General features: G+C 73.8%; 21 protein-coding genes. 13 read left to right on the top strand and 8 right to left on the bottom strand.

Features of this window, described 5'->3' with window-relative positions:
- Positions 1-43: 43 nt before the first annotated feature.
- Positions 44-1,225, top strand: coding sequence for a dephospho-CoA kinase (coaE, locus tag FHX75_RS29150; RefSeq protein WP_154943933.1), 1,182 nt, complete (start codon positions 44-46; stop codon positions 1,223-1,225).
- A gap of 4 nt (positions 1,226-1,229) precedes the next feature.
- On the opposite strand, the gene FHX75_RS29145 is transcribed toward coaE, so the two are convergent.
- On the bottom strand, positions 1,230-2,879 hold the full coding sequence (locus FHX75_RS29145) for a hypothetical protein (RefSeq protein WP_211364636.1): 1,650 nt from the start codon (positions 2,877-2,879) through the stop codon (positions 1,230-1,232).
- Between the two features lie 318 nt (positions 2,880-3,197).
- On the opposite strand from FHX75_RS29145, the gene uvrB reads away from it, so the two are divergent.
- The 4 genes from uvrB (at position 3,198) to FHX75_RS29125 (ending at position 7,606) form a co-directional block, all read left to right on the top strand.
- The gene (gene uvrB / locus FHX75_RS29140; protein ID WP_154943713.1) at positions 3,198-5,306 is read left to right on the top strand and encodes an excinuclease ABC subunit UvrB; all 2,109 of its coding nucleotides are present in this window, start codon (positions 3,198-3,200) and stop codon (positions 5,304-5,306) included.
- Between the two features lie 11 nt (positions 5,307-5,317).
- Positions 5,318-6,166 carry a helix-turn-helix domain-containing protein gene (locus FHX75_RS29135; protein ID WP_154943711.1) on the top strand — a complete coding sequence of 283 codons (849 nt, stop codon included), beginning with the start codon at positions 5,318-5,320 and terminating at the stop codon, positions 6,164-6,166.
- Between the two features lie 24 nt (positions 6,167-6,190).
- Complete coding sequence (locus FHX75_RS29130) at positions 6,191-6,559, top strand: VOC family protein (protein ID WP_154943709.1); 369 nt, start codon at positions 6,191-6,193, stop codon at positions 6,557-6,559.
- A gap of 126 nt (positions 6,560-6,685) precedes the next feature.
- The gene (locus FHX75_RS29125; RefSeq protein ID WP_154943707.1) at positions 6,686-7,606 is read left to right on the top strand and encodes a helix-turn-helix domain-containing protein; all 921 of its coding nucleotides are present in this window, start codon (positions 6,686-6,688) and stop codon (positions 7,604-7,606) included.
- Positions 7,607-7,791: 185 nt separating this feature from the next.
- Here the strand turns inward: FHX75_RS29125 and FHX75_RS29120 are convergent, their stop codons facing one another.
- Positions 7,792-8,085 (bottom strand): antibiotic biosynthesis monooxygenase family protein, encoded by a 294-nt coding sequence (locus FHX75_RS29120; RefSeq protein ID WP_154943705.1) that lies wholly within the window; start codon positions 8,083-8,085, stop codon positions 7,792-7,794.
- A 103-nt stretch (positions 8,086-8,188) separates the two neighbouring features.
- Between FHX75_RS29120 and pnuC the strand changes: the two genes are divergently transcribed.
- From pnuC to FHX75_RS29105, 3 genes are all read left to right on the top strand, one after another.
- Complete coding sequence (pnuC, locus tag FHX75_RS29115; protein WP_154943703.1) at positions 8,189-8,842, top strand: nicotinamide riboside transporter PnuC; 654 nt, start codon at positions 8,189-8,191, stop codon at positions 8,840-8,842.
- A gap of 41 nt (positions 8,843-8,883) precedes the next feature.
- Entirely contained in the window at positions 8,884-9,972 is a 1,089-nt protein-coding gene (locus FHX75_RS29110; protein WP_246158808.1) for an AAA family ATPase, read from the top strand.
- A 369-nt stretch (positions 9,973-10,341) separates the two neighbouring features.
- Positions 10,342-11,340, top strand: a complete 999-nt coding sequence (locus FHX75_RS29105) for a TerC family protein (protein ID WP_154943701.1) — start codon at positions 10,342-10,344, stop codon at positions 11,338-11,340.
- 64 nt (positions 11,341-11,404) lie between these two features.
- Here the strand turns inward: FHX75_RS29105 and FHX75_RS29100 are convergent, their stop codons facing one another.
- The gene (locus tag FHX75_RS29100; protein WP_154943699.1) at positions 11,405-12,319 is read right to left on the bottom strand and encodes a C40 family peptidase; all 915 of its coding nucleotides are present in this window, start codon (positions 12,317-12,319) and stop codon (positions 11,405-11,407) included.
- Between the two features lie 58 nt (positions 12,320-12,377).
- A complete protein-coding gene (locus FHX75_RS29095) occupies positions 12,378-13,475 on the bottom strand; it encodes a mandelate racemase/muconate lactonizing enzyme family protein (protein WP_154943697.1) in 1,098 nt (365 codons plus the stop codon).
- Positions 13,476-13,519: 44 nt separating this feature from the next.
- On the opposite strand from FHX75_RS29095, the gene FHX75_RS29090 reads away from it, so the two are divergent.
- Positions 13,520-14,317 (top strand): tyrosine-protein phosphatase, encoded by a 798-nt coding sequence (locus FHX75_RS29090; protein ID WP_154943695.1) that lies wholly within the window; start codon positions 13,520-13,522, stop codon positions 14,315-14,317.
- A gap of 11 nt (positions 14,318-14,328) precedes the next feature.
- On the opposite strand, the gene FHX75_RS29085 is transcribed toward FHX75_RS29090, so the two are convergent.
- A complete protein-coding gene (locus tag FHX75_RS29085) occupies positions 14,329-15,195 on the bottom strand; it encodes a serine hydrolase (protein ID WP_154943693.1) in 867 nt (288 codons plus the stop codon).
- Between the two features lie 71 nt (positions 15,196-15,266).
- Between FHX75_RS29085 and FHX75_RS29080 the strand changes: the two genes are divergently transcribed.
- The gene (locus FHX75_RS29080) at positions 15,267-15,926 is read left to right on the top strand and encodes a class I SAM-dependent methyltransferase (RefSeq protein WP_154943691.1); all 660 of its coding nucleotides are present in this window, start codon (positions 15,267-15,269) and stop codon (positions 15,924-15,926) included.
- Between the two features lie 82 nt (positions 15,927-16,008).
- Here FHX75_RS29080 and typA read toward each other — a convergent pair whose 3' ends face one another.
- Entirely contained in the window at positions 16,009-17,877 is a 1,869-nt protein-coding gene (typA, locus tag FHX75_RS29075; RefSeq protein ID WP_154943689.1) for a translational GTPase TypA, read from the bottom strand.
- Between the two features lie 134 nt (positions 17,878-18,011).
- Here typA and FHX75_RS29070 point away from each other — a divergent pair, with 134 nt between their 5' ends.
- Complete coding sequence (locus tag FHX75_RS29070) at positions 18,012-19,370, top strand: DedA family protein (RefSeq protein ID WP_154943687.1); 1,359 nt, start codon at positions 18,012-18,014, stop codon at positions 19,368-19,370.
- Between the two features lie 204 nt (positions 19,371-19,574).
- On the opposite strand, the gene FHX75_RS29065 is transcribed toward FHX75_RS29070, so the two are convergent.
- Positions 19,575-21,701: an MMPL family transporter gene (locus tag FHX75_RS29065; protein WP_154943685.1), complete on the bottom strand. Its 2,127-nt coding sequence runs from the start codon at positions 21,699-21,701 to the stop codon at positions 19,575-19,577.
- 174 nt (positions 21,702-21,875) lie between these two features.
- Between FHX75_RS29065 and FHX75_RS29060 the strand changes: the two genes are divergently transcribed.
- A complete protein-coding gene (locus tag FHX75_RS29060; protein WP_154943931.1) occupies positions 21,876-22,382 on the top strand; it encodes a MarR family winged helix-turn-helix transcriptional regulator in 507 nt (168 codons plus the stop codon).
- 325 nt (positions 22,383-22,707) lie between these two features.
- The gene (locus FHX75_RS29055) at positions 22,708-23,592 is read left to right on the top strand and encodes a hypothetical protein (protein WP_154943683.1); all 885 of its coding nucleotides are present in this window, start codon (positions 22,708-22,710) and stop codon (positions 23,590-23,592) included.
- Between the two features lie 90 nt (positions 23,593-23,682).
- Here the strand turns inward: FHX75_RS29055 and FHX75_RS29050 are convergent, their stop codons facing one another.
- Positions 23,683-23,886 (bottom strand): cold-shock protein, encoded by a 204-nt coding sequence (locus FHX75_RS29050; RefSeq protein ID WP_088961229.1) that lies wholly within the window; start codon positions 23,884-23,886, stop codon positions 23,683-23,685.
- Positions 23,887-24,017: the final 131 nt, after the last annotated feature.

The raw sequence follows: 24,017 nt of genomic DNA, 5'->3' as shown, positions 1-24,017 counted from the left end.
ACGCGGTTTTGTGGTGGGGGCGGTGATCCGGTTGACTGGTCCGGTGCTGATGGTGGGACTGACCGGAGGGATCGGCTCCGGCAAGAGCGCCGTGTCGGCCCGGCTGGCCGAGCGGGGTGCGGTGGTCATCGACGCCGACCGGATCGCCCGTGAGGTGGTCGCCCCGGGCTCCGCAGGGCTGGCGGAGATCGTCGCCGCCTTCGGCGACCGGGTGCTCGACGCCGACGGCGCGCTGGACCGGGCGGCGCTGGGCGCGGTGGTCTTCGGCGACGAGGTGGCCCGCCGGCGACTGGAGGCGATCACCCATCCCCGGGTGCGGGCGCGTACCGCCGAACTGGCCGCCGCCGCGCCCTCGGACGCGGTGGTGGTCAACGACGTGCCGCTGCTGGTCGAGGTGGGGCTCGCGCCGACGTACCACCTGGTGGTCGTGGTGCAGACGGCCGTCGCCACCCGGCTGGAACGACTGGAACGCGACCGGGGGATGCCCCGCGCGGAGGCGGAGCGGCGGATCGCCGCGCAAGCCGATGACGCCCGCCGGCGCGCGGCGGCGGACGTGGTGCTCAGCAACGACGGCGCCCTCGATGAGCTGCACGCCGCCGTGGACGCCCTCTGGCGGGACCGGTTGCTGCCCTACGAGCGCAACGTCCGTGCGGGCCGGGCGGCCCGCCCGGAGCGGGTCCTGCTGACCGAGCCGGACCCGACCTGGCCCCAGCAGTACGCCCGGCTGGCCGCCCGGATCCGGCACGCTGTCGCCCCGGCGGACCTGCGGGTGGACCACATCGGCTCGACCGCCGTGCCCGGCCTGGCGGCCAAGGACGTGATCGACATCCAGGTGACCGTGTCGTCGCTCGACGAGGCGGACGGGCCGCTCGCCGAGCGGCTCGCTCGGGCCGGCTTCCCGCGGCTGCCCGGCGACTGGTGGGACAGCCCACGCCCGGCCGGCAGCGGGCGGTGGGCCAAGCGGTTCCACGGCAGCGCCGACCCGGGGCGCCCGGCCTATCTGCACCTGCGGGTGGCCGACTCGCCCGGCTGGCGGTACGCCCTGCTGATGCGGGACCACCTGCGCGCCGACCCGGACCAGCGGGCCGCCTACCTGCTGCTGAAGCGGGAGCTGGCGGCCTCGGCGCCGGACAGCGGCGCCTACGCGACGGCCAAGGACCCGTGGTTCGACGAGGAGCACCTGCGGGCCGAGGAGTGGGCCGCGCAGACCGGCTGGCGGCCCTGACCGGTCAGCGGCGGCCCGCCGTGCCGGCCGGCGCCTTGGTGGTCGGTTCGGGCGGCACGATCCCGGCCGGCACCGGCGCCGGGGTGAGGTCGAGCTGGGCCCAGGCGCCGGCCCGGGTGCGCAGCTCCAGCCGGTGGGGCAGGCCGGTGCGGTCCAGCCAGTAGCGCAGCCGCATGCCCTGGACGCGCAGCTCGACCACGTCCACCACCCGCCCGGCGACCCGGTCGGTGCGCAGCCGCACGGCGGCCGCGGGTCGGGTGGGCGCGGTGTCCGCCCGCAGCGCCGCGTCGACCAGCAGGTCGAGGTCGTCCAACGGGCGGGCCCCGGTCCGCCAGCCGGCCCCGGCCGGTGGTGGCAGCGGCGGGCCGTTGGCGGCCCCGGTGGCGCCGGCGCCCGGCTCGACCGGCACCTCCGCGCGGGCGAAGCCGCCCCGGTCGCGCCGCAGCAGGGTGCGTCGGCCGAGGGTGTCCAGCTCAGCCACCGACAGGTACGCCACCCCGCCGGACCAGCTCAACCATCCCGAGCCGCGCAGGTTGGCGGCGGTGCCGAGCGGGACGGCGACGCTGACCGCGGCACCCGGCTGGGCCCGCAGCCTTGCGGGCAGCCGGGCCAGCCGCTCGGCCTCGGCGTCGGTGAGCGCGCGGGGCAGCCCGGGTCGGCCGCCCAGCGCGTCCACCGGCCAGATGGTGGGCCGGTCGTTGCGTTCCAGCTCGACGGCGGCCGGCTGTCCGCCGGGCAGCCGTCCCTCCCACCGGTGCAGCCGGGAGTCCCCGTCGACCCACCAGCGGGGGTCGCCGTCGCCGGCCGCCGGCGGGGCGGGCGGACGGGCGGTCGGGTCGGCGGCGGTGGTGGGTCTGGGCAGCGGGGCCTGGAGGACGTCCACCGGCTCGCCGGCGAGTTTCTCCCGTCCCACCCACCGCCCCGCGCCGTGGCGCAGCGGATCGGCCGGCTCCGCCCGGTCCGCGCTGAGCCCGAACAGCACGTCGAGCGCCCCGGCGAGTGGCCGGCCGGCGGGCAGGTCGCGCAGTCGCCAGCGGTCCGTCGGCGGCACCAGCGGAGGGGACGCCGGCGTGGGGACCGCGGCGGGGTCGGGGCGGAGCACGACGACCGAGGGCGTCGCCTGCACCAGCCCTCGGTCGGCGCCCGCGCCCGGGCCGCCCACGTCGAGGTAGGCCAGCGGCCGCGCCCAGTCGATCCAGCCGACCAGGTCGGTGCGGGCGGCGCCGGTGCCGATCGTCACCCGGACCCCGGCACGCACGTCGCGGAGGTTGGTGACCCGGGTCGCGGCCAGCCGTTCGGCCTCGGCCGCGGTCAGCGCCCGGGCCGGCTCTCCGGGGGCGGGCGCCCAGCTCAGCAGGCCGGCGATCAGCGCCGCGGCCGAGGCGGCGGCGACCACACCGAGGGCGACCAGGGTGGTGCGCCGGCGGGCGGGCTCCTCCGGGGAGCCGGCGACGGCGGCCAGGACCGGCGGGGTGCGCAGCGCGTGCCGGGCGGAGTCGCGCCGGCGCCGGCCCGACCGTCGGCGTCCGGTGCCGTGGCCGGCCACCCGGTTGCCGCCGGGGGTACGGGTGGGCCGCCGCGCGGCGACGGGGATGTCGGGGGGCGGACCCGTCGGGGTGGACGGGGGCGGCGGCCGGTCGGGGGAGGTCTCCACGAGTGGTTGAACGCCCGGCGGCGGCGAGGGTGACGAGGGAGACGGTGCCGAGGCAGGGGCGCTCGCGGCGGCCGGTCTGCGCCATGGGCGCGACCACGTCGGGTGCGCACGCCGGCGATGTCCGGGTGCTGCGACCCTCCTGTGCCGGGGGCGGGAGCCTCGTGAGGGCCCGGCCACCTGCCCGGTCGGCCGCCGCGAGCGGCCTACGGTGTTCAGGCTAGCGCGGTGGGATGTGGCCCACAATGGGAATATCGAAGCCGATCACGGACCGCCCGTAGTCGCGACGGAGTGTCGGACCCTCGGCGTACCGTTGGTGTCATGGCGCTCGACATTCCCCGGCTCGACGGCCGCTTCCAGGTCGTCAGCGAGTTCCAGCCGGCTGGCGACCAGCCGGCTGCCATCGACGAGCTTGAGCGTCGGGTCCGGCGCGGAGACCGCAACACCGTGCTGCTCGGCGCGACCGGCACCGGCAAGAGCGCCACCACGGCGTGGCTCGTCGAGCGGCTGCAACGCCCCACCCTGGTGCTCGCGCCCAACAAGACGCTCTGCGCCCAGCTGGCGAAGGAGTTCAGCGAGCTGCTCCCGCACAACGCGGTGGAGTACTTCGTCTCCTACTACGACTACTACCAGCCCGAGGCGTACATCCCGCAGACCGACACCTACATCGAAAAGGACTCCTCGATCAACGAGGAGGTCGAGCGGCTGCGCCACTCGGCCACCATGTCGCTGCTCACCCGCCGGGACGTGATCGTGGTCGCCACGGTCTCCGCCATCTACGGCCTGGGCACCCCGGAGGAATACCTGGACCGCGCGGTCCGGGTCGCCGCGGGGCAGGAGCTCGACCGGGACCAGCTGCTGCGTCGCCTGGTCGACATCCAGTACACCCGCAACGACATGGCCTTCCAGCGGGGCACCTTCCGCGTCCGCGGCGACACCCTGGAGATCATCCCGGCGTACGAGGAGCTGGCGGTCCGGATCGAGCTGTTCGGTGACGAGGTGGAGAAGCTCTACTACCTCAACCCGCTCACCGGCGACGTGGTCCGCGAGGTCGACCAGCTGGTCATCTTCCCGGCCACCCACTACGCGGCCGGTCCGGAGCGGATGGAGCGGGCGATCCGCGACATCGAGACCGAGCTGGGCGAGCGGCTGGCCGAGCTGGAGCGGCAGGGCAAGCTGCTGGAGGCGCAGCGGCTGCGGATGCGCACCACCTACGACATCGAGATGATGCGCCAGGTCGGCTTCTGCTCCGGCATCGAGAACTACTCCATGCACATGGACGGGCGGCTGCCCGGCAGCCCGCCGCACTGCCTGCTCGACTACTTCCCCGACGACTTCCTCACGGTGGTCGACGAGTCGCACGTGACCATCCCGCAGATCGGCGGCATGTACGAGGGCGACGCGTCGCGCAAGCGGATGCTGATCGACCACGGCTTCCGGCTGCCCAGCGCCGCCGACAACCGGCCGCTGCGCTTCGACGAGTTCCTGGAGCGGGTCGGCCAGATGGTCTACCTCTCCGCCACCCCCGGTCCGTGGGAGCTGGAGCAGGCGCAGGGTGAGTTCGTCGAGCAGGTGATCCGCCCGACCGGGCTGATCGACCCGGAGGTCGTGATCAAGCCCACCAAGGGCCAGATCGACGACCTGATGCACGAGATCAAGCTGCGCACCGAGCGCGACGAGCGGGTGCTGGTCACCACGCTGACCAAGAAGATGGCCGAGGATCTCTCCGACTACCTGCTGGAGAACGGCATCCGGGTGCGTTACCTGCACTCCGAGGTCGACACGCTGCGCCGCGTCGAGCTGCTGCGCGAGCTGCGCAAGGGCGAGTACGACGTGCTGGTCGGCATCAACCTGCTCCGGGAGGGCCTGGACCTGCCCGAGGTGTCCCTGGTCGCGATCCTCGACGCCGACAAGGAGGGCTTCCTGCGCAGCGGCCGGTCGCTGATCCAGACCATCGGCCGCGCCGCCCGGAACGTCTCCGGCCAGGTGCACATGTACGCCGACAAGATCACTCCGTCGATGGCGGACGCGATCGACGAGACCGACCGGCGCCGGGCCAAGCAGATCGCGCACAACGAGGCGCACGGCATCAGCCCGGAGCCGCTGCGCAAGAAGATCCACGACATCCTCGACGACATCTACCGCGAGGCCGAGGACACCGAGAACAGCCGGGTCGGCGGAGCGGTGCGCCAGCTCTCCCGGGGCAAGGCCCCGGTCAAGGAGACCCGCAGCCGCAGTCGGGGTGGCGCGGCCGGCCCGTCCCGGGAGGGGATGGCCCGCGCCGATCTGGCGCAGCTCATCCAGGAGCTCAACGACCAGATGCTGGCCGCCGCCCGGGAGCTGCAGTTCGAGCTGGCCGCCCGGATCCGGGACGAGGTCGCCGACCTCAAGAAGGAACTGCGCGGGATGGACGCCGCGGGCGTGAAGTAGGGGAGCGGGGGATGGGCGGGATCGAGGCCGTCGTCGGTCTGCCCGACCCCTGCCTGCGCCCGTTCGTCGACCGGTACCTCGGCTACCGCGAGCCCGCCCCGCTGCCCCTGGTCCGCCGCGAGGCGGCCGGCGCGTTCGTGGTGCTGGTGCTCGGCTGGGGCGCCCCCCTCGACGTGGTCGACCCGCGGGCGGCGGGGCGCGGGGCGTACGGGGTGGACTCGTTCGTCGCCGGGCCCTTCGACGGCCACTGCACCACCTCGACCCTGGGCGTGGGGCTCGGCGTGCAACTGGTGCTCACCCCACCGGCGGCCCGCCGGGTCCTCAGCCTGCCGCTCGGCGAGCTGACCAACCGGGCCGTGCCGGTCGGCGACCTGCCGGACCGGTGGCTGGACAGGCTGCGTTGCCGGCTGGCCGACGCGCCGGACTGGCCGCGCCGGTTCGCCCTGCTCGACGCGGCGCTCGGCGCGCGGCTGGCCGGTTCCGCTCCGCTCGATCCGACGCTGGGCCGGGCGTGGCGCCGGCTCGCCGGCACCGGCGGCCGGATCGGCGTCGGTGCGCTCGCCGACGAGCTGGGCTGGAGCAGTCGGCACCTCGCCGTCCGGTTCCGCGCGGAGCTGGGGCTGACGCCGAAGGCGACCGCCCGGCTGCTGCGCTTCCAGCGGGCGTACGCGACGCTGGCCCGCGACCTCGTCCCCCGGCCGGGCGCCGATGCCCTCAGGGGCCCGGGCGGCTGGGCGGAGTTGGCCGCCCGCTGCGGCTACTACGACCAGTCGCACCTGATCCGGGACTTCCGGGAGTTCGCCGGTACGACGCCGGCCGCGCTGGCGCGCTCCGGATCGCTTTCGTCCAATCCCGGCTGACCGGGCCGGCGGCAGACTCGGGCCATGCGAAGCATCTACCCGGTCTTCCGGTATCCCGACGCCCGTGCCGCGATCGACTGGCTCTGCGCGGCGTTCGACTTCCAGGTCCATGAGGTGCACGACGCGCCCGACGGGTCCGTCGCGCACGCCCAACTCGGCTACGGCGGCGATCTGCTCATGCTGGCCACCGGGAGCGGTCCCCGGGTCCGGCCGGCCGACGACGACTACGTCGTCTACGTGGCGGTCGACGACGTCGACGCCCATCACGGCCGGGCGAGGACGGCCGGCGCGGAGATCGTCCGGGAGCCCTTCGACACCGACTACGGCTCCCGCGACTACACCGCCCGCGACCTCGCCGGCAACGTCTGGTCGTTCGGCACGTACCGGCCCTGACCGGTGCGCTCCGCCCGGCGGCGCGGGTGTCGCACTCGACGGGGGGTCGCCGGGCGGTTGCGGTGCGCAAGCGAGGTATTGCCCTGGGTGACGGTCCTGCGTACCCTCCGTCGTGGGGAGGCCGGGATGCCGTTGTCATCGAGTCCTGTCATTCGCCGTGCGCGCCTCGGCGCCGAGTTGCGCCAGCTGCGCAGACGGGAGGCGCTCACCCTGGAACAGGTGTGTGGGCTGCTGGGCTGGGCCTCCACGTCGAAGCTGTCCCGCATCGAGCTGGGGCAGAGCCGGCCCGACCTCGCCGACGTGCTCGACCTGCTGGACGTCTACCAGGTGCCGTCGCCGCAGCGGGAGGCGCTGATCGTCATCGCCCGGGACGCCGCGACCAGCCGTGGCTGGTGGAAGGCGCTCGGCGAGATGCACGAGCGGCAGCGCACGTACGCCGAGCTGGAGGCGGGGGCGGCGGCCATCGTGGAGTACCAGCCGGCCGTCGTACCCGGTCTGCTCCAGGCCCCCGGGTACGCCCGCCTGCGGGTCCTCGCCGGCCGGCTGCTGCACCCGGACGTCGACGTGGAGGCCGACGTGCGGGCGCGGCTGGCCCGCCAGGAGGTGCTGCGCCGCCCCGACCCGCCGCACTACACCGGCCTGCTGGACGAACGGGTCTGCGACCCGGCCGGAATCCCGGTCGAGATCTGGCAGGAGCAGTTGGCGCACCTGCTCGCCCTGGCCGACCTGCCGAACGTGACGATCCGGGTGGTGCCCCGCACAGCCGCCCCGCCCGGGGCGGTGCACGCGCTGACCGCCTACTCCTGCTACTCCTTCCCCGACCCGGCCGACCCGCGCACGGTGATGCTGGAGACGCTCAGCAACGACGTGCGGCTGGTTACCGACGCCGACGTCGCCCGCTACGAGCGGATGACCGGCTGGCTGTCGGCGGTGGCGTTGAGCGCGGAGGAGACCGCCGCGCTGCTGCGCGACCGGGCCGGCGAGGTCGCCAACGGCGCGCGCCCCGGCGGCGCCGAGGGGGAGGCGGGTCGCTCGGCCGGCGGGTGAGCGCCGCTCAGCGGTGCCGCGGGAAGCCGCCCGCCGGGTCGATCACCTGGCCGGTCAGCGGTAGGCCGGCAGGACGCCGCGCGGCCACCGGACCCGGCACCCCCGAACGCGTCGGGGCCGGTGTGCCGCGCGTGCGTCGCACGGTAACCGGGGGGTACGACAACGACGGGTGTGGATCCGCCGGATCAGGCCGGGACGTCGACGAAGTGCTCGACCCGGGGCGGGCCGGCGAAGTGCGGACCGATCAGCGCCCGCCACTTGTCGAACGCCTCGGTGCCCCGGAAGTTCTGCTCGTGCGCCTCGACGGAGTCCCACTCGACCAGCAGCACGAACCGGGTCGGGGTCTCGATGCCCCGGGTCATCCGGACCGACCGGCAGCCCTCGACGGCCGTGATGATCCCGTGCGCCTGCGCGTAGGCGGCGGCGAACTCGTCCTCGTGTCCGGGCAGTACGTCGATGAGCGCGACCTCAAGCACCATGACCGAAGCCTCGCACGCCCGGCGGTGGAACCGGACGGAGGGGTCTTCTCCGCCGGCCGCCCCGGCCCTAGGGTGATCGCTCGGGCCAGGGGAGGGGCGGATCATGCTGGACTGGTTGACCACGGTGGCGTTCACCGTCGGGGACGTCGGAACGACCTGGGCGGAGCTGCTCGGCTTCGCCACCGGCGTGCTCAACGTCTGGTTGGTCGCCCGGCAGCACATCGTGAACTGGCCGGTGGGCATCGCCAACGTGCTGCTGCTGATGGTGCTGTTCTGGACCGCCGGCCTGTACGCCGATGCCGGCCTCCAGGTCGTCTACGTGCTGCTCGGCCTCTACGGCTGGTACCACTGGCTCTTCGGCGGCGAGCGGCGCAGCCGGCTCGCGGTCAGCCGGACGAGCGGCCGGGAGTGGGCCGGGCTGGCGGTCGCCGGGGTGCTGCTCACCGGCGGGCTGTGGGCGCTGCTGGACCGGGCCACCGACTCCACCGTGCCGCTGGCCGACGCGTTCACCACCGCGCTGTCGCTGCTGGCCACCTACGGGCAGACCCGCAAGCTGGTGGAGAGCTGGTGGCCCTGGATCGTGGCCGACCTGGTCTACATCCCGCTCTACGCCTACAAGGGGCTCTGGCTCACCGGCGCGCTCTACCTGATCTTCCTGGCGCTCTGCGTACTCGGGTTGCGGGCCTGGCGGGCCGACCTGCGCACGGCCGGCGTCCCGACCGTGGTGCCGGCCGGTCCGGCCCCGGCGGCGGCGTGAGCGGGTCGCCCGCCGGACCGGCCCGGCTGGAGGACGACCGCGTGAGCGGGCCGCCCGCCGGCCCGGCCCGGCCGGAGTTCCGGCACGGCATGGTGGTCGGCAAGTTCTACCCGCCGCACGCCGGGCACCACGCCCTGATCGAGGCCGCCGCCGGCCGCTGCGCGGCGGTGACCGTGGTGGTCGCGCCGTCGCGCCGGGAGTCCATCCCGCTCGAGCTGCGGCTGGACTGGCTGCGCGAGGCGCACGCGCACACCCCCTGGGTCCGGTTCGTCGGCCGCTACGACGACCACCCGGTGGACTACGCCGACCCGGCGGCCTGGGACGCGCACTGCGGGGTCTTCCGGGCCGCGCTCGGCGGGCGCCCGGTGGACGCGGTGTTCTCCTCCGAGGCGTACGGCGGGGAACTGGCCCGGCGGTTCGACGCCACGGCGGTCTGCGTGGACCCGGACCGGCGGGTGGTGCCGGTCTCCGGCACGGCGGTACGGGCGGACCCGGCGGGGCACTGGGACCGGCTGAGCCCGGCGGTGCGGGCCTGGTTCGTGCGGCGGGTGGTGGTGGTCGGGGCGGAGTCCACCGGCACCACCACGATGGCCGCCGCCCTCGCCGCGCACTACGGCACGGCCTGGGTGCCGGAGTACGGCCGGGAGCTGACCGCCCGCAAGCTGGCCCGGCTGCGCGCCGGGCGGCCGGCGGCGACGGTCTTCGACGTGACCTGGGACCGGGACGACTTCGTCGAGGTGGTCCGCGCCCAGCAGGCGGCGGAGGACGCCGCCGCCCGGTCCAGCGGCCCGCTGCTGGTCTGCGACACCGACGCCCGGGCGACCGCGGTGTGGGAGGAGCGTTACCTGGGCTCGGCGTCGGAGCCGGTCCGGGCGGCGGCCCGCCGGCCCGCGCTCTACCTGCTGACCGACCACGTCGGCGTGCCGTTCTCCGACGACGGGCTGCGCGACGGCGCGCACCTGCGGGCCTGGATGACCGAGCGGTTCCGGGCCGAGCTGGCCGGCTGCGGGGTGCCGGTGATCGAGCTCACCGGGCCGCACCCGGAGCGGCTGGCCCGGGCGGTGGCGGCCTGCGACGGGCTGCTGGCCGCCGGCTGGTCGCTCGCCGATCCGCTCCTGCCACCCGGCTGACCAGCGCATCCACGGCCGGCCGCGCCGACCACTTGGATGGCACCTAGCCTCCTAGGACGGCGTAGGGAACGTGCCACGGATCGTGTCGGAAGGTGATACTGCCGGCAATCCAGGTACCTGGAGATGCGGTGGCCGGCCGGGATGGGGAACAATGGCCCGCGAGGAGGGGAGTATTCCCCCGCGACGGAGTCGTCAGCACGGTCGACCGCCGAACCTGGCGGCCCGACCCGGCTCCGTCGGTCATCGTCCCGCCCGCGGGTCGCTGGCGGAAGAGACCTCCGACAGTCACCAGTGTCCGCGTCGCCGCTCGTCTCGCCGCCAACCGGCGTTACGGTGTGCCCGACGTCGCGTGTCTGCCGGAGGAATGCATTGAACGTGTCCGGAGTGGTGTGGGCCGGGACCCTCGTCGTGATGACGGCGGTCCTGCTCGTCGACCTTCTCATCGTCGGTCGACGACCGCACGAACCCAGTGTCCGCGAGTCGAGCCTCTGGGTCGGCTTCTACGTGGCCCTGGCCCTGATCTTCGGTGCCGGGCTCTGGCTCACCTCCGGAGCGAGCGCGGCCGGCCAGTTCTACACCGGCTGGCTCACCGAGTACAGCCTCTCGGTGGACAACCTCTTCGTCTTCGTGATCATCATGGCCCGGTTCGGGGTGCCCCGGCCGTACCAGCAGAAGGTGCTGCTCATCGGCATCGTGCTGGCCCTGGTCATGCGGGGCGGGTTCATCGCCGCCGGGGCGGCGCTGATCTCCCAGTTCTCCTGGGTCTTCTACATCTTCGGCGCGTTCCTGATCTACACCGCGGTGAACCTCGCCCGGCAGGGCGAGCCGGACGAGGACGAGTTCAGCGAGAACATGCTGATCCGGTGGAGCCGCAAGGCGTTGCCGATCTCCAAGGACTACGACGGTGCGAAGCTGACCACGCACCAGGCCGGCCGGCGACTGTTCACCCCGATGCTGATCGTGATGATCGCCATCGGCACCACCGACCTGATCTTCGCGCTGGACTCGATCCCGGCGATCTTCGGCATCACCCAGGAGCCGTACCTGGTCTTCACCGCGAACGTCTTCGCGCTGATGGGGCTGCGGCAGCTCTACTTCCTCCTCGGCGGCCTGCTGGACCGGCTGATCTACCTCAGCTACGGCCTGGCGGTGGTGCTCGGCTTCATCGGCGTCAAGCTGGTGCTGGAGGCCCTGGCCGACAACACCCTGCCGTTCATCAACGGCGGCGAGCACGTCGCGTGGGCCCCGCACATCCCGATCTGGCTCTCCCTGACGGTCATCCTCGGCACCCTCGCCGTGGCCACCGCCGCCAGCCTGGTCAAGTCGTCCCGGGACCGGCGCCGCGAGCTGGCCGACGCCCGGCGCTGAGCCTCAGCCGCGTACGCGGGGAAAGGGGCACCCCGTTCGCCGGGGTGCCCCTTTCGCGTACGGGTCAGACCCGGCGGACGGCGACCAGGGTGGCGGTCCGGTCGGCGGGGAGCTGCTCCTCCAGCACCCGCCGTTGCCGGTAGCAGGCGTGCAGCATCCGGCGGTCGCCGCCGGGCTCGGCGGTGACGATGCCGACGTGGTGGATCGGGCGCCCGGGGCGGGCGAAGAAGTACAGGTCGCCGGGGTGCTCCTCGCCCAGCGGCACCGGCGCGGTGGCCTCGGCCTGGTCGTCGGCGTCGCGGGGCAGGGTCACCCCGAACCGGCGCCAGGCCAGGTGCACCAGGCCGGAGCAGTCGATGCCGTGGCTGGAGACCCCGCCCCAGATGTAGACCACGTCGCGCAGGCGCTCCGCGACGGCCAGCACCTCGCCGGGCTCCGGCCGGCCGGTGGGCAGCGGGACCACGTCCGCCTCGGGGATCCACAGCGGCCCCGGGTGGCCGGGGGCGTGCACCGGACGCCACCCGTCGACCGGGCCGCCGGTCGGGGTCAGTCGGGTGCCGAGGACGACGCCGGGCACGACCACCGGGCCGTCCGGCGCGGCGTGCAGGGCGCTGACGCCGGCGTCGACCACCAGCGGCTCGCCGGCGGGGGCGGCCGGGCCGGCGAGGGCCAGGTGGGCGGTGGGCAGCCAGCCGGGGTAGCCGCGCGGGTCGAGTTCCGCCGCGGGCTGCTCGACGGCGACCACGCGGGCCCAGCCGTCCGGGCGCAGCTCGGTGACCAGTACCCGCTCGCCGAGCAGCAGCTGGGTCAGCACGCACTCGCCGACCCGCTGGTCGGTGTCCATCCCGGCGACCCAGGCCGGGATGTCGGTGCGTGGGGCGAGGGCGGGGCGGTCGACGGGGCGTACCGCCTCGGGGGTGGCCCAGAGCGTCGCGACGGCGACCCGGACGACGGCCTCGCGGCCCGGTTGCAGCTTCACGTCGACCTCCGGTTCGGGCGGGCGCCTATCCGGACCCTATGAAAAAAACCAACGATCATCAACCACGGTGCTGCACTTTTGCTTCAGTGACGGAGGTGATGCCCAGCCCGGGCGCGTCCGGCAGCACGACGGTGGCGCCCTCGTACCGGACCCCGCCCCGCACCGGCGACCAGGCCAGCCACCAGGCGGCGTCCAGGTCCGACACGGCGGTGGTGCGGTACGCGGCGACCAGGCTGGCGGCCGCCCCGATGCCCACCGCGCTCTCCATCATGGAACCGACGATGGTGCCCATGTCGTGGGCGCGGGCCAGGTCGAGCAGGGTGCGGGCGGTGTGCAGGCCGCCGCACTTGGCCAGCTTGACGTTGACCATGTCGGCCGCCCGACGGCGGATCACCTCGACCAGGTCGCGGACGCCGAAGACCGACTCGTCGGCCAGGATCGGCACCTCCACCCGGTCGCTGACCCAGGCCAGGCCGTCCAGGTCCCACCGGGACACGGGCTGCTCGACCAGCTCGACGTCGAGCCCGGCGTCGACGATGCCCCGGATCACCCGCACCGCCTCGCGGGGGGTCCAGCCCTGGTTGGCGTCCAGTCGGATCCGCATCCCGGGGCCGACCGCCGCCCGCACCGCGCGGACCCGGTCCAGGTCGGTCGCCGCGTCCGTGCCGACCTTGAGCTTGAGCACGTCGAAACCCTCGGCGCGGCGCTGCTTGGCCGCCGCCGCCAGCTCCACCGCGTCGCCGGCGGCCAGCGTGACGTCCGTCGGGACGCGCAGCGTCGTGCCGCCGAGCAGCCGCACCAGGGGTACGCCGAGCCGCCGGGCCGCCAGGTCGTGCAGCGCGACGTCCAGCGCCGCCTTGGCCGACTCGTTCCCGGTCACCGCCGTGCGCACCTCGGCGCAGCGGGCCACCAGGTCGTCGGCGTCCCGGCCGGCGACCGCGGGGGCCAGCATGTCGCGTACGCAGGCCTCGGCGCCGGCGACCGAGGCGCCGGTCACCTTCCAGACCTGCGGTGCCTCGCCGAAGCCGGACCGCCCGTCGGAGTCGATCACCTCGACCACCAGGGTGTCCACGGTGGTGGTGCGGCGCAGCGCGGTGACGAACGGGGTGTGCAGGGGCGCGGAAAGCCGGTGGGTGCGTACCGCGGCGATCGTCATGTGCGGCACCCTATACGGAGACGGGCAGCGCAGGGGGAGGCCGAATGGGCAGGCGGGACTGGGAGCTGGTGGGCGCGCCGAACGCGCGTGATCTGGGCGGGCTGCCCACCGCCGACGGGCGCCGGGTGCGTGCCGGACGGCTGATCCGCACCCCGGCGCTGGGCCGGCTGACCGACGCCGACCTGCCGGTGCTGGGCAAGCTCGCCCCGGCCTGCGTGGTGGACCTGCGGGACGCCTCCGAGATGGTGGTCGCCCCGGCGGACCGGCTGGTGGGGGAGCCCCGGGTGGTGCACCTGCCGGTCCTCGACCCGGCGCACCCGGTCTTCACGTACGTCTCGGCGCTGCTGCTCGGCCACGACCTGGAGGCATACGACGAGCTGGCCCGGGAGGGCACCCCGGCGGCGATGGCGGCGATCTACCGCTGGTTCGTCACCGGGGAGGCGGCCCGGGCGGGGTTCGGCACGGCGCTGCGGCTGGCGGCGGACGCGGACAACCTGCCGCTGCTGTTCCACTGCTCGGCCGGCAAGGACCGCACCGGCTGGCTGGCGGTGCTGCTGCTCACCGTGTTGGACGTGGACCCCGCGGCGATCCGCGCCGACTACCTGTGCCACAACGAGCTGACCGTGAGCCTGCGCGAGGTGCTGCTGGAGGCGATGGTGGGGCGGCAACCGGCGCTGGACCCGGAGACGGTGCGCCCGGTGCTGGAGGTGCGCCCGGAGTACCTGGACGCCGCCTACGACGAGGTGCGCCGGGTGCACGGCTCGTTCGACGCGTACCTGCGTGACGGGCTGGGCGTCACCGACGAGGTGCGTGACGCGCTGCGGGACAACCTGCTGGAGTGACCCGCCCGGGGTCAGCCGGCCAGGTCGTGCCGGGCCGCCCAGACCGTTGCCGAGATCTCCGCGATCAGCCGGCAGGCGTCGTCCTCGACCTCCTCACCGGTCGCGCCGCCGTCGGCGAGGTCGGTGGTGGTGCAGACGACGATCACGTACGGCGGGGCGTCGTCCGGCAGGACCACGCCGGCGCCGTGCCGGACTCCCCGTACCCAGCCGTTCTTGTGCGCGATCCGGGTGCCCTCGGGCAGCCCGGCGGCCAGGTCCTCGCGGTGTTCCTGGGCCAGCAGCACGTCGGTCATCGCCGCGCAGGCGGCCGGGGAGGCCAGCGGCCCGGGGCGGGCGGCCCCGGTGATCAGCCCGCCGAGCAGCGCCGCGAGGTCGGCGGCGGTGACCAGGTTGGTGATGCCCGCGTCGCGGGCGGCGAAGTCCTCGATGCCCCGGCCGGTGACGCTGTGTCGGGCCCCGGCGAGCGCCCAGGCGCGGGCCACCGCCGGCAGGCCCACCCGGCCGAGCACGATGTTCGTGGCCAGGTTGCTGGACCGGGTGATCATCCGGTCGGCGAGCCAGCGCAGCGGGGCGGTCCCGCCCACCCGCGCCCACACCGCGTCGTCGTTGTCGTAGTGCTGGGCGCAGGAGAAGCGGGGCGTCCCGGGCTGCGCCGAGTCGAATCCGTTGACCACCGGGATCGGCGCGTCCAGGTCCAGCTCGCCCGCCTCGGCGGCCCGGTGCAGCGCGAGCAGCACCGCGATCTTCATGGTGCTGGCCGCGTAGTGGGTGGCGTCGGGCCGGCGGGTCCAGGTCGGCTCCGCGCCCAGCCGCCCCACGTACGCCGAGACGGTGCCGGGCACCCGCTCCAGCCGCGCGTCGAGATCATCCCAGATCATGCCGGTGACCGTAGCCGATCATCGCCGGCGCGGGACAGCGCGACCCCGGTCCGGGCGCCTACCGTGCCGACATGACGGTTGCCGCGTACGACGCCCACGCCGACTGGTACGAACAGTTCGCCTCCGACTACATGACCCGGGTCCGCCGGCAGCTCGCCGACCTGCTCGGCCCCGGCCCCGGCCGCTGCCTCGACCTGTGCTGCGGCACCGGCGCGCACGCCGCCGAGCTGCGCCGGCTGGGCTGGGAGCCGGTCGGCGTCGACCTCTCCGGCGGGCAGCTCCGGCACGCCCGCGCCCGGCTGCCGGTGACCCGGGGCGACGCCGCCGCGCTGCCGGTCGCCGACTCGGCGCTGCCGGCGGTGGCCTGCGTGCTCGCCCACACCGACGTGCCCGACTACCGGGCGGTGATCGCCGAGGCGGCCCGGGTGCTGGCGCCCGGCGGGCGCTTCGTCCACGTCGGCGTGCACCCGTGCTTCATCGGCCCGTTCGCCGACCGGTCCGACCCCGGGCGGATCGTCGTCGACGGCGGCTACGCCGAGCGGGACCGCAGCTTCCGGGTCTGGTCGACGCACGGGGTGCGGGCCCGCGTCGGCGCCTGGCACGTACCCCTGGCCGACCTGCTCAACGCGGTCACCGCCGCCGGCCTCACGCTGACCCGGACCACCGAGTCCGGGTCCGGCCCGGTGCCGGACCTCTTCGCCCTGCTCGCCGTCAGACCGGTCCGGTCGTGACCGACGGCCGGTGAGGAGCGGGAACGGGCGGAGCCCGGACCGCAGGGGCGGTCCGGGCTCCGGTGGTGTGCCGGGCGGTGGGTCAGCCGGCGTGCTTGCGACGGGCGGCGGCCCGGCCGCGCGCCGTCTGGTCCAGCACCACCTTGCGGATGCGGACCGCGCTCGGAGTGACCTCGACGCACTCGTCCTCGCGGCAGAACTCCAGCGCCTGCTCCAGGGAGAGCTTGCGCGGCGGGATCAGCTTCTCGGTCTCGTCGGAGGTCGACGCCCGCATGTTGGTGAGCTTCTTCTCCTTGGTGATGTTGACGTCCATGTCGTCGGAGCGGGAGTTCTCCCCGACGATCATGCCCTCGTACACCTCGGTGGTCGGCTCGACGAAGAGCTGTCCGCGCTCCTGAAGGTTGATCATGGCGAACGAGGTGACGGCGCCGGCCCGGTCCGCGACCAGCGAACCGTTCTGCCGGGTCCGCAGCTCGCCGAACCACGGCTCGTACGACTCGAACACGTGGTGCAGGATGCCGGTGCCCCGGGTGTCGGTGAGGAACTCGGTGCGGAAGCCGATCAGGCCGCGCGCCGGGACCAGCCACTCCATCCGGATCCAGCCGGTGCCGTGGTTGACCAGCTGCTCCATCCGGCCCTTGCGGGTCGCCAGGAGCTGGGTGATCGCGCCGAGGTACTCCTCCGGGGCGTCGATGGTCAGGCGCTCGACCGGCTCGCAGACCTTGCCGTCGATCTCCTTGGTGACCACCTGCGGCTTGCCGACGGTCAGCTCGTAGTTCTCCCGGCGCATCTGCTCCACCAGGATGGCCAGCGCCAGCTCACCGCGGCCCTGCACCTCCCAGGCGTCCGGCCGCTCGGTCGGCAGTACCCGCAGCGAGACGTTGCCGACCAGCTCCTTGTCGAGCCGGTCCTTGACCATCCGGGCGGTGACCTTGGCGCCCTTGACCCGGCCGACCAGCGGCGAGGTGTTGGTGCCGATGGTCATCGAGATGGCCGGCTCGTCGACGGTGATCAGGGGCAGCGGGGTCGGGTTCTCCGCGTCGGCCAGCGTCTCACCGATCATGATCTCCGGGATGCCGGCGACCGCGATGATGTCGCCCGGGCCCGCCGAGTCGGCCGGCTTGCGCTCCAGGCCCTCGGTCATCAGCAGCTCGGAGATGCGCACCCGCTGGGTGCTGCCGTCGGTGCGGCACCAGGAGACCGACTCGCCCTTGCGGATGGTGCCCTGCCGGACCCGGCACAGCGCCAGCCGGCCCAGGAACGGAGAGGCGTCGAGGTTGGTGACGTGCGCCTGCAGCGGCGCACCCTCCTCGTACGCGGGCGCCGGGATGGTGTCCAGCAGGGTGCGGAACAGCGGCTCCAGGGAGCTGCTGTCGTCCGGCACCGAGCCGTCGGCCGGCTGGGTCAGCGAGGCGATGCCGTCGCGGGCGCAGGCGTAGACGATCGGGAAGTCGATCTGCTCCTCGTCGGCGTCCAGGTCCAGGAAGAGCTCGTAGGTGTCGTCCACGACCTCCTTGATCCGGGCGTCCGGGCGGTCCACCTTGTTGATCACCAGGATGATCGGCATGCGGGCCTTGAGCGCCTTGCGGAGCACGAACCGGGTCTGCGGCAGCGGGCCCTCGCTGGCGTCGACCAGCAGGACGACCCCGTCGACCATGGTGAGGCCCCGCTCCACCTCGCCGCCGAAGTCGGCGTGGCCGGGGGTGTCGATGATGTTGATGGTGACCGGGTCGGAGCCGTCCGCCGGCATGTACCGCACGCCGGTGTTCTTGGCGAGGATGGTGATGCCCTTTTCCCGTTCGAGGTCCATCGAGTCCATGACCCGCTCGGTTACCTCGCCACGGGCGCCGTAGGCGCCGGCCTGCCGCAACATGGCGTCGACCAAGGTCGTCTTGCCGTGGTCGACGTGGGCGATGATGGCGACGTTGCGGAGGTCGGTGCGAAGCTGCATACCCTCCATACTCCTGTCTACGGTTGCCGGGGCACGTGTCGGGGTCACCCCCAGATGGCCCGGATCTCTGCCGGAACTGCTGTTCCGACCATTCGCGCGGCTGGCATGCTGGCCCCCGTGTTCATGGGGACCGGATGCATGACCTGCTGACCTCGCTGCAGGGCCTGCCGTCCCTGCTGATCTATGTGATCGCCGCGACAATCGTCGCGGGGGAGACCGCGGTGATCTTCGGTCTGCTGGTGCCGGGCGAGGCGACCCTGTTGCTGGTCGGCTTCTTAGCCTACGCGGGGACGCTTCGTCTTGTTCCCGCGCTGCTCGTCATGACAGGTGCGGCGGTGATGGGAGACACACTCGCGTTCCGGTCCGGCCGCCGGTACGGCCCCCGGCTGCGCGCCAGTGGGCTGGGTACCCGGGTGGGCCCCGAGCGGTGGGCCCGGGCCGACGCGCTGCTGGGCCGGCTGGGCGGGCGGGGGGTGTTCGCGGCCCGGTGGATCGCCTTCGCCCGCACCCTGGTGCCCCGGCTGGCCGGTGCGGCCGGCCTGCCGTACCGGCGGTTCGCGCCGTGGAACCTGGCCGGTGTGACGACCTGGGTGGGCGGCTCGGTGCTGCTGGGCTACCTGGCCGGCGAGTCGTACGAGACGGTCTCCCGGCTGCTCGGCCGGGCCACCGGGGTGGTGCTGGTGCTGCTGGCCGTGCTGGCCGCGATCGTGCTGGCCGGGCGGTGGCTGGGACGCCATCCCGACCCGGCGCGGGCGCTGCTGACCCGGGCCGCCGCCCTGCCGCCTGTGCGTTGGGTCACCGGCCGGTACGGCATCCTCTTCTTCCTGATCGCCATGCACCTCGGACCGGGCTGGGCGCTGCTGCTCAACCTCGGCGCCGGCCTGCTGCTGCTGTCGGCGGCCGGGTTCGCCGTCGCGTGGCTGCTGGAGGCGGTGGTCCGCTTCAGCGGGCTGGCCGTGGTCGACGGCGCGATCGCGGACTGGTTCGCCCACCGCCGTACCCCGGGCGCGGTGCAGGCCGCCCTGACCACGGTCTCCGTGCTGCGGGGGTCGTTCCTGATCGTGCTGGTGGCGGTGGTGGCCGGGGTGCTCGCCTGGCGGCACCGGCCCTGGCGGGCGGACCTGCTCAGTGTCTTCGGCACGGTCGGGGCCTTCCTGCCGCTGGTGGTGCTGGCGGTGGTCGCCGACGCCACCCCGTCGGCCCGGGCGGCTGTCATGTTCCCGACGCAGAACGCGGTGGTCGCCGCGAGCCTCTGCACGCTCGCCTGGCTGGTCTCCCGTGACGCCCGCTGGCCGGTGGCGGTGGCCGCCTGGACGGCGGCGGCGGCCGGCATCGCCGTGCTCGGCGGGGCCCGCCTCTACCTGGGCTGGAGCACGGCCAGCGGGACCGTCACCTCGGTGCTGCTCGGGGTGGCCTGGACGGCGGTGTTCGTGGTCGCCTGGGCCACCCGGGACCGGGCGGTACGCGCCACCGGCGCCCCACCGCCCCGATAGCCGCGCTCCTGCGGCCCGGCTTCTCGCGACGGCGGCGTCGGGGTGCAGCGACCCGGCACGCGTTCCCGCCGGTCCGGTGCCTCGTGACGGCGGCGACGCCGGGGTGGGGCGGCTCCCCGGTCGGTGCGCAGCACGGGCCCGACCAGCAACCGCCCTGAGCGTTCCGGGGCCGGGACGCGGCGCGCGCCCCGGCCTCGGAAACGGTCAGGGCCGTGCGGCGACGGGCTCCGGCTCCGTCGGCGCGTCGAGCGCCGGATCGCGGTGGATGCGGCCCGGGGCCCAGAACCGGTCGCCCAGCAGGAAGGCCAGCGCCGGGACGAGGACCGTGCGCACCAGCAGGGTGTCGAGCAGCACACCGATGCAGACGATGATCCCGACCTGGGTCAGCGTGATCAGCGGCAGGACGCCGAGGACGGCGAAGACCGCGGCGAGCAGGATGCCGGCGCTGGTGATGACCCCGCCGGTGACCCGGAGTGCGGAGAGCATGCCGTCCCGGGTGCCCGCGCTGCGGGCGTCCTCCCGGGCCCGGGTGACCAGGAAGATGTTGTAGTCCACGCCGAGCGCCACCAGGAACACGAACGCGATCAGCAGGACGCCGCTGTCCAGCGCCGGGAACCCGAGGACGTGGTCGAAGAGCAGCCACGCCGCGCCGAGGCTGGCGAAGAACGACGCGATGACGGTGAGCACCAGCAGCACCGGGGCGACCAGGCCCCGCAGCAGCAGCACCAGCACGGCGCCGACGAGCAGCAGGATGATCGGCAGGACCAGCCGCAGGTCCTTCCCGTCGGCCTCGGTCGAGTCGTAGGTGGCGGCCACCGGACCGCCGACCACCGCCCCGGCGAACTCGTCCGCGCCGTCGACCGTGGGCGGGGCGGAGTCGGGAACCGCGGCGACCGCGTCCCGCAGCGCCTCGATCGCCCGGTCGGAGGCGGCGGTGCCCGGCTCGGCCGCCAGCACGACGTCGACCTGGGCGATGCCGCCGCCCGCCTCGCCGGGCCGGGCGGAGGCGACGCCGGGGACGGCCGCCGCGGCGGCGGTGACGGCCGGTGCCGCCGAGGGGGTGGTGAGCACGGCGACCGGCTGGGTGGTGCCGGCCGGGAACGCCTTCGCCAGCGTCTCGGCGCCGGCGACGGCCTCGGGCTTCACCCGGAACTGCTCGGTCTCGGACAGGCCGGTGCGGATGCCGAGCCCACCGAGCGCCAGGCCGGCGAGCAGCAGCGTGGCGAGGACGGCGACCGGTGCCGGCCGACGGACGACGGCGGCGCCGAGCCGGCCCCACAGCCGGCCCTCCCGCGCCGCGCTGCCGGCCCGCGGGACGAACGGCCAGAACAGCCCCCGGCCGAAGATCACCAACGCGGCGGGGAGAACGAAGAGCGCGGAGAGCATGGCGAAGACCACACCGGTGGCGCAGGCCACCGCGAGGGCCCGGTTGAGCTCCTGCTCGGACAGCAGCAGGGTGAGCACGCCCAGGACCACGGTGCTGCCGCTGGCCAGGATCGGCTCGGCGGTGCGGCGCAGGGCGGCGCGCATGGCGACGAAGCGGTCCTCCTCACGGCGCAGTTCCTCGCGGTAGCGCGCGATGATCAGCAGCGCGTAGTCGGTGGCGGCGCCGAAGACCAGCACGCTGGCGATGCCGGTGACGGCGCCGCCGGGCATGTTGATGCCGAGCGCCGGGACGATCGTGTCCAGGGCGCGCAGGGTGAGCTGCTCGGTCGCCGCGACGACGACCAGCGGCACGATCCACAGGAACGGGCTGCGGTAGGTGATCAGCAGCAGCAGCGCGACCACGGCGGCGGTGACCAGTAGCAGCGTGGTGTCGGCGCCCTCGAAGACCTTGGTGAGGTCCGCGGTGAAGGCCGGTCCGCCGGTCACCTGTACGGCGAGCCCGTCGGGCAGGCCGGCCAGGGCGGCGCGGAGCTGGTCCACCGTCTGCCCGACCTGCTCCTGACCACCGGCGGTGGACAGCGGTACGGCGACCAGCGCGACCGTGCCGTCCGGGGCGACCTGCGGCGGGCTGATCCGGCCGCCGACGGCCAACCGGGCCAGTTCCCCCGAGCGTGCGGTCAGCGCGGCGCGGTCGGCCTCGGTGAGCGCCCCGCCGTCGTCGCGGCTGAGCACCACGATCGCCGGCTGGGTGTCGCTGGAGGGCAGTTGGTCCTGGAGGCGCTCGGCCTGGGTCGACTGCCACTCGACCGACAGGCCGGTGGCGGAGACCGGGTCGGGATTGGCGGGCTTCGGCAGCCCGAAGACCGCCGCGCCGACGACGAGCGCGGCTACCACGGTGAGCCAGGCGGCCAGCCGGCCGCGGGCGACGCGGGTGAACACAGACATCGGATGCCCTCACGGTCCTTCGACTTGAAATCTCGGCTGTCAAGAGTCTTGCCGAACGAGAGCATTGGTGCAAGTGGTCGAGTATCTTGACAAGCGAGATTATCGAGGGCTGTTCTATGCTGCACCCGGGCGGCGGTCCGACAGGGGGAACGACCAGACGTGGCAGCGCACGGCATGTATCGACGGCGGGACGACCGACGCAGTCAGATGGTCGCCGAGATCACCAACAACCTGCGGCGGTACTCGGTGGACGCGCAGCACATCGGGCACGCCTTCGCCGGCCTGCACGGGCTCAACCCCACCGACCTGCACGCCCTGATCGCCGTCATGGACGCGGAACTGACCGGCGACCCGATCACCCCCGGGCGGCTGGGGGAGCAGCTCAACCTCTCCTCCGGCTCGGTGACCGCCCTGATCGACCGGTTGGAGCGGGCCGGGCACATCCGCCGCGACCGGGACACGGCCGATCGGCGCAAGGTCTTCCTGCACTACGCCGACCAGGGCGCCGCGCTGGCGATGAGTTTCTTCGGCCCGCTCGGCCGGCGCACCGACGAGGTGATGGCCCGCTTCAGCGACGAGGAACTGGAGATCGTGCACCGTTTCATGGCGACGATGGTCGACTCGATGCGGGCGCACCGGGACGCCGTCCGGGCCGAGTCGGCGCGCCGCCCGACGAGCTGAGCCGGCATCTGAGCGAGGCCTTTCGGCCAAAGGCTGCGCGCATACGCCGTCCGGCTTAGCGGTCACTCTCCGTTGTGGACTTCAGTCCATCCTGGCCGGCGGCGCGGGTGGCGCGGCGTGCTGCGGCGGGTGGTCCCAGCCGGCTCACAGCTTCGTTTCATCTGAAGAGAAGCCATTTGAGCTGGCCGTTTGTCCGTTCGTCCGGTTATCGTTCAGCCAACGCCCGACGAAGTGCATCTCCTGGTCGGGCTCGCTCCCGCATCCGTACACCGCCACGCGGTGTCACTGTCGTGCCCGGCCCCTGACCCTACGGAAGGGGGATCCCATGACAACGGCTCCGGCCAATCTGCTGGCCGCCCGCCGCCTGTTGCTCGACAACCTCAACATCGACCCCGACACGTCTCGCGACGACGACCTCGAACCCGGTGAGGTCGGCATCGTCGGCGATCCCGCACATCGTGGCGGCTACCACTGCGGCTCCGACCGGGTGGTGACCAACGACTACTCGGTGGTCGAGTCCACCCGGGACTCGACCGGGCTCACCCTGTACGCCTCCGCGATGGACGTCGGCATCTTCGAGGTCCGCTCCGGCGGCCGGACGCACAACCTGCACACGTTCTCTACCTGGTGTGTCGCCCAGTGCGTGGCGAACACGCCGGACAGCCGCGACCTGCGCGAGATCATCTACTCACCGGATGGGAGGGTCGTCCGCCGGTGGGACCGGCTGGGCAGGCGCAGCAGCGGCGACGACTCGCACCTGTACCACACCCACTTCAGCTACTTCCGCGACTCCACGAAGGCGAACCGGGACCAGCGGCCGCTGTTCCGGCGCTATCTCACCACCATCGGACTCCTGGAGGACGACGACATGACCCCCGAAGAGCACAACTGGCTGCAGACCGTCCACCGCAACCTGACCGTCCTGGACGGACGTAACCCGGTTGGCCAGATCTACACCCGGATGGCGTTGGGCGAGGACCACACGGACCCCGCGTTCGTCGTCCAGCACCCGACCCTGAAGTCGCTCGGCGCGCAACTCACCGCGCTGCAGACGGCGCTGACCGTGCTCGCCAACAAGGACTTCACCGACGAGGCGGCGATCGTCCAGGGTGTCCTGGCCGGCCTCACGCCGGAGAAGATCGCCGCGGCGATCCCGCCGACCATCGCCAAACAGGTCGCCGACGAACTCGCCCGACGCATGGTCGCTTGAGCAGGCCGGACACCGGCCGGCCGCGTCGGACCGGTCCGGGGGGACGCGCAGTGGCGGCGGCCGACCCCGACCGCCGCCACCGGCACGGAACTACAGCGGACGGACGTTGTCCGCCTGCGGACCCTTCTGCCCCTGGGTCACCTCGAACTCGACCTTCTGGCCCTCGTTCAGTTCGCGGTAGCCGCTGGAGGCGATGGCCGAGTAGTGGACGAAGACGTCCGGGCCTCCGCCGTCCTGCTCGATGAAGCCGAAGCCCTTTTCCGAGTTGAACCACTTGACCGTGCCGGTTGCCATGCATCTCTCCCTGTTCAAGACGGGTGAGCACCCGCGTGTCGACGGATGATCGCCCTGTATCTCCCCGAGGGTAACCGGCGGAACGGTCGTTCGCTGGCTGAAGTGCCGCAAGGCGGCAAACGGAAAAATCG

Source organism: Micromonospora palomenae (assembly GCF_007829925.1).
Taxonomy (GTDB): Bacteria; Actinomycetota; Actinomycetes; order Mycobacteriales; family Micromonosporaceae; genus Micromonospora; species Micromonospora purpureochromogenes.
Note: the sequence above shows the minus strand (reverse complement) of the source record. Positions and strands in the feature narration are given on the sequence as shown.

Excerpts from the sequence above, each read along its gene's own strand:
- FHX75_RS29125 (WP_154943707.1), top strand. The coding sequence starts at position 6,686 with ATGCCGTTGTCATCGAGTCCTGTCATTCGCCGTGCGCGCCTCGGCGCC.
- FHX75_RS29135 (WP_154943711.1), top strand. The coding sequence starts at position 5,318 with ATGGGCGGGATCGAGGCCGTCGTCGGTCTGCCCGACCCCTGCCTGCGC.
- FHX75_RS29065 (WP_154943685.1), bottom strand. The coding sequence starts at position 21,701 with ATGTCTGTGTTCACCCGCGTCGCCCGCGGCCGGCTGGCCGCCTGGCTC.
- FHX75_RS29080 (WP_154943691.1), top strand. The coding sequence starts at position 15,267 with ATGACGGTTGCCGCGTACGACGCCCACGCCGACTGGTACGAACAGTTC.
- uvrB (WP_154943713.1), top strand. The coding sequence starts at position 3,198 with ATGGCGCTCGACATTCCCCGGCTCGACGGCCGCTTCCAGGTCGTCAGC.
- FHX75_RS29050 (WP_088961229.1), bottom strand. The coding sequence starts at position 23,886 with ATGGCAACCGGCACGGTCAAGTGGTTCAACTCGGAAAAGGGCTTCGGC.
- FHX75_RS29060 (WP_154943931.1), top strand. The coding sequence starts at position 21,876 with ATGTATCGACGGCGGGACGACCGACGCAGTCAGATGGTCGCCGAGATC.
- FHX75_RS29095 (WP_154943697.1), bottom strand. The coding sequence starts at position 13,475 with ATGACGATCGCCGCGGTACGCACCCACCGGCTTTCCGCGCCCCTGCAC.
- FHX75_RS29070 (WP_154943687.1), top strand. The coding sequence starts at position 18,012 with ATGCATGACCTGCTGACCTCGCTGCAGGGCCTGCCGTCCCTGCTGATC.
- typA (WP_154943689.1), bottom strand. The coding sequence starts at position 17,877 with ATGCAGCTTCGCACCGACCTCCGCAACGTCGCCATCATCGCCCACGTC.
- FHX75_RS29055 (WP_154943683.1), top strand. The coding sequence starts at position 22,708 with ATGACAACGGCTCCGGCCAATCTGCTGGCCGCCCGCCGCCTGTTGCTC.
- FHX75_RS29090 (WP_154943695.1), top strand. The coding sequence starts at position 13,520 with ATGGGCAGGCGGGACTGGGAGCTGGTGGGCGCGCCGAACGCGCGTGAT.
- FHX75_RS29130 (WP_154943709.1), top strand. The coding sequence starts at position 6,191 with ATGCGAAGCATCTACCCGGTCTTCCGGTATCCCGACGCCCGTGCCGCG.
- FHX75_RS29085 (WP_154943693.1), bottom strand. The coding sequence starts at position 15,195 with ATGATCTGGGATGATCTCGACGCGCGGCTGGAGCGGGTGCCCGGCACC.
- FHX75_RS29120 (WP_154943705.1), bottom strand. The coding sequence starts at position 8,085 with ATGGTGCTTGAGGTCGCGCTCATCGACGTACTGCCCGGACACGAGGAC.
- pnuC (WP_154943703.1), top strand. The coding sequence starts at position 8,189 with ATGCTGGACTGGTTGACCACGGTGGCGTTCACCGTCGGGGACGTCGGA.